The organism is Streptomyces sp. ATLC9 (assembly GCF_057196705.1).
The window spans coordinates 1-3,970 of sequence record NZ_JBXUOY010000383.1 but is presented as its reverse complement, the minus strand read 5'-3'; the positions used below and the strand labels follow the sequence as shown (position 1 = coordinate 3,970).

1 protein-coding gene and 1 pseudogene are annotated in these 3,970 nt (G+C 72.9%); both read left to right on the top strand.

Annotation, left to right across the window (positions count from 1 at the left end):
• Positions 1 to 81 precede the first annotated feature (81 nt).
• Positions 82 to 636 (top strand): annotated as a pseudogene (locus tag AC2CJA_RS25055) (putative PEP-binding protein); the annotation flags it as partial.
• A 486-nt stretch (positions 637 to 1,122) separates the two neighbouring features.
• Positions 1,123 to 3,915, top strand: a complete 2,793-nt coding sequence (locus tag AC2CJA_RS25050; RefSeq protein ID WP_484604954.1) for a glycosyl hydrolase — start codon at positions 1,123 to 1,125, stop codon at positions 3,913 to 3,915.
• Positions 3,916 to 3,970: the final 55 nt, after the last annotated feature.

Here is a 3,970-nt window from a genome sequence, read left to right as displayed (position 1 = left end):
CCGGCCCGCCCCGGCCCGCCCCCCCGGCCCCCCCCCCCCCCCCCCCCCCCCCCCCCCCCCCGCCCCCCCCCCCCCCCCCCCCCCCGTGTGGAGATCATGATCCCGCTGGTGGGCACCGTCCAGGAGCTCGAGTGCGTCCGCGAGGAGGCCGAGAAGGTCGTCGCCCAGGTGCAGCAGGCCCGCGGCGTGGACCTGAGGCTGCTGATCGGGACCATGATCGAGCTGCCGCGCGCGGCGGTGACGGCCGGTCAGATCGCCGAGTGCGCCGACTTCTTCTCCTTCGGCACCAACGACCTCACCCAGACCGTGTGGGGCTTCAGCCGGGACGACGTGGAGGCCAGCTTCTTCACCGCCTACCTGGAGAAGGGCATCTTCGGGGTCTCGCCGTTCGAGACCATCGACAGGGACGGCGTCGGCGCGCTGGTGCGGGGCGCGGCCGAGGCCGGCCGGGCCGCCCGTCCCGACCTCAAACTGGGCGTGTGCGGCGAGCACGGCGGCGACCCGGAGTCGGTCCACTTCTTCCACGGGATCGGCCTGGACTACGTCTCCTGCTCCCCGTTCCGCATCCCCGTCGCCCGCCTGGAGGCGGGACGCGCGGCGGCCATGGAGAGCGGGGAGGGCAGCGACAGCCGCTGACCGGCGAACGAAGACCATCTGACACCGGGACCGTCCCGCCGGCCGACCCTCACCGGCGGGAACGGCGGTCCCGGCGCACAAAAAGGAAGGGCGGCGCCTGTGCGGAGGCGCCGCCCTTCCGCGTCCGCGCCGGCAGGGCCTCAGCCGAGGACAGCGTCGACCTCCGCGAAGGGGTGGGCCGGGCGCACGGACACGAACCGCTCCCCGTGGGCTCGGGCCGCCTCCGCGGTCTCCAGGCACTGGGGGTCTGGGCGTGGACATCGCCCCGCCCGACGGTGGCCTCCCGCCCCCGGAGCCCGGTGCGGAGCCCGGCCGCGCGGACCCCGTGGACGGGCCCGGGGGCAGAGATGTCAACTCCTGAACGCTTGGTGGCTTTTCAAGATTGTTTCTGTCGAACATCTTGACGCTCGGTCAGGTGAAACCTAAGTTGCCGGAACCTGAGAGCGCTCTCAGTAATCCCCCACGCACATCCCTCAGGAGCCGTTCATGAGATTCCGCAGACGTCCCGCCGCGCTGCTGGCGGCGGCGGCCACGGCGGCCGTCGCCACCGGCCTCGGCGCCGTCGGGGCGGACACCGCCCAGGCAGCCACCGTCCCCGTCGGCCGGGGCGGCTACAGCGACACGCGCCCGGCCGGGGCCGCCGGACCGGAGAACAACGCCGGGGCGCCGGTCAAGCCCAAGGTCACCGCGGCCGTGGCGGACAAGCCGGTGCCCACCAACGACTGGTGGTCCTCCCTGGCCTTCCAGCGCTACCCCGGCAACCCGTACTCCGAGAACATGTACGGCCACCCCCTCACCTACCGGGCCGTCTCCGGAGGTCTGGAGGTCGGCTACCCCGCCTCGCACGCCGTCGTGGGCGAGGGCCGCCAGTACGAGTTCACGCACAAGCGCGACCTGACCCTCGGCCTCGCCGACCTGAACTCCCCCGACGCCCGGGCCGACTCCTGGAGCGACTGGACCGTCACCCCCCGCTGGTCCGACGGCTCCCGCACCCTGCGCGCCACCATCGGCCACGGCCTGCCGTACGTCTACGCCCAGGGCAGCGGCGGCGCCGCGCGGATCTCCGCCGCGAGCACCCCGGCCGTCTTCGCCGACCAGGGCAACGTCCTGGGCATCACCATCGGCGGCCGGCACTACGCGCTGTTCGCCCCCTCCGGCAGCGACTGGACCGTCTCGGGCACCGACATCCGCGCGAACCTCGGCGGCAGGGACTACTTCTCGCTGGCCGTCCTGCCCAGCCGGGACGCACTGGCCACCTTCCGCAAGTACGCCTTCAGCTTCGTCACCGGTTCCAAGGTGGCCTGGGACTACGACGAGGCCGCCGGCCGGATGAAGGCCACCTACACCCTGACCACGACGGCCAAGGAGGGCAGCGAGCACGGCACCCTCCAGGCCCTCTACCGCCACCAGTGGCTGCACACCTCCGACGCCCTGACCGGCTGGACCTACGCCTCGCCGCGCGGTGAGATGAAGGTCCGCGAGGGCACCTCCTTCACCACCTCCCAGAAGGTCACCGGCGTCCTGCCCGGCCTGCCCGTGCCGGACGCCGTGGACAGGGCCAGGCTGAAGGGGTACATCGGCCAGGTGGCGAACGCCGCCGACCCGTTCGCCGGCGCCACCGACACCTACTGGACGGGCAAGCAGCTCGGCAAGCTCGCCCAGCTGGTGCCGGTCGCCGACCAGATCGGCGAGACGGGTCCGCGTGACAAGCTGCTCGGCCTGATCAAGGGCAGGCTCCAGGAGTGGTTCACCCCCGGCGGGGCCTCGGAGTTCTCCTACGACCGCGACTGGCGCACCCTCATCGGCTACCCCGCCTCGTACGGCAGCGACAAGGAGCTCAACGACCACCACTTCCACTACTCGTACTACGTGATGGCCGCGGCGATCGTGGCCCAGTACGACGCGGCCTGGGCGGCCGACTCCGCCTGGGGCGGGATGGTGAAGACCCTGGTGAGGGACGCCGCCAACCCCAGCCGCACCGACGAGCTGTTCCCCTTCCTGCGCGGCTTCGACGTGTACGCCGGCCACAGCTGGGCCGCCGGGCACGCCGGCTTCGCCGCGGGCAACAACCAGGAGTCCTCCTCGGAGTCGGTCAACCTCAGCGCGGGACTGGTCCTGTGGGGCTCGGCCACCGGTGACCACTCCCTGCGGGACCTGGGCGTCTACCTGCTGACCACCGAGTCCGAGGCCATCGCCCAGTACTGGTTCGACGCCGACCAGGAGGTCTACCCCGACGACTTCGGCCACGACGTGGTCGGCATGGTCTGGGGCAGCGGAGGCGCCTACTCCACCTGGTGGACGGCCAACCCCGAGGAGATCCACGGCATCAACGTCCTCCCGGTGACCGGGGGTTCGCTCCACCTGGCCCGCAACAAGGACGCCATCCGGCGCAGCATCGCCGAGATGGAGAGGGCCAACGGCGGTCCCGCCGTCGAGTGGCGCGACATCTTCTGGGAGTTCCAGGCGCTGGCCGACCCCGCGAAGGGCAAGGCCGCCTGGGACGCGCAGAACGGCGGCTACGAGCCGGAGGCGGGTGAGAGCAGGGCCCACACCTACCACTGGGTCACCACCCTGGACGCGATCGGCGCCCCCGACACCTCCGTCACCGCCGACAGTCCGACCGCCGCGGTCTTCACCAAGAACGGCACCCGCACCTACGTCGCCCACAACCACTCCGGCTCGGCGGTGACCGTGACGTTCTCCGACGGCGGGAAGCTGAGCGTCCCGGCCCGCTCCACGGCCACCGGCACCGGCACGGCGGGCCCGGGCGACCCCGGTGACCCGCAGGACCCGCCCGCCACCGGCGACACCTTCCACCTGCGCTCCGGCGGGACGCTGAGCGCCACCGAGGCCTCCACCGCGTCGGCCGACACCATCGCCTCGGCGGGCGGCGCCAACCACGACGGCACCCCCCACCGGCCGCTGGTGTACGAGGTCAGGAACGTCGACGGCTCCCACGAGTCCGGCGGCGCCACCGGCTTCCGCCTGAAGGTGGACGCGGGCACGGCCGTCGGCCTCGGCCAGCAGGCGCGGGTCTCCTACGACCTGACCGGTGACGGCACCTTCGACCGGGTGGAGACCTACCGCTACTTCGCCACCGACCCGGTGGACGGCTGGGAGGAGTACGACGCCTCCCGCGCCGGCCTGAAGTCGGCCTCGGGCAGCCTGGGCGACCTGCGGGGCGGAACGGTCCGCGTCGAGGTCTGGAGCGCGATCGGCAACGCCCCGGCCAAGCTCCGGGTCGGCTCCGGCTCGGTGCTGACCATCCCCTTCGGCTGACCGTCCCCTACGGGTGATCAGGCCCCGCCGTGCGCGCACCCCGCCACCCCCGGTG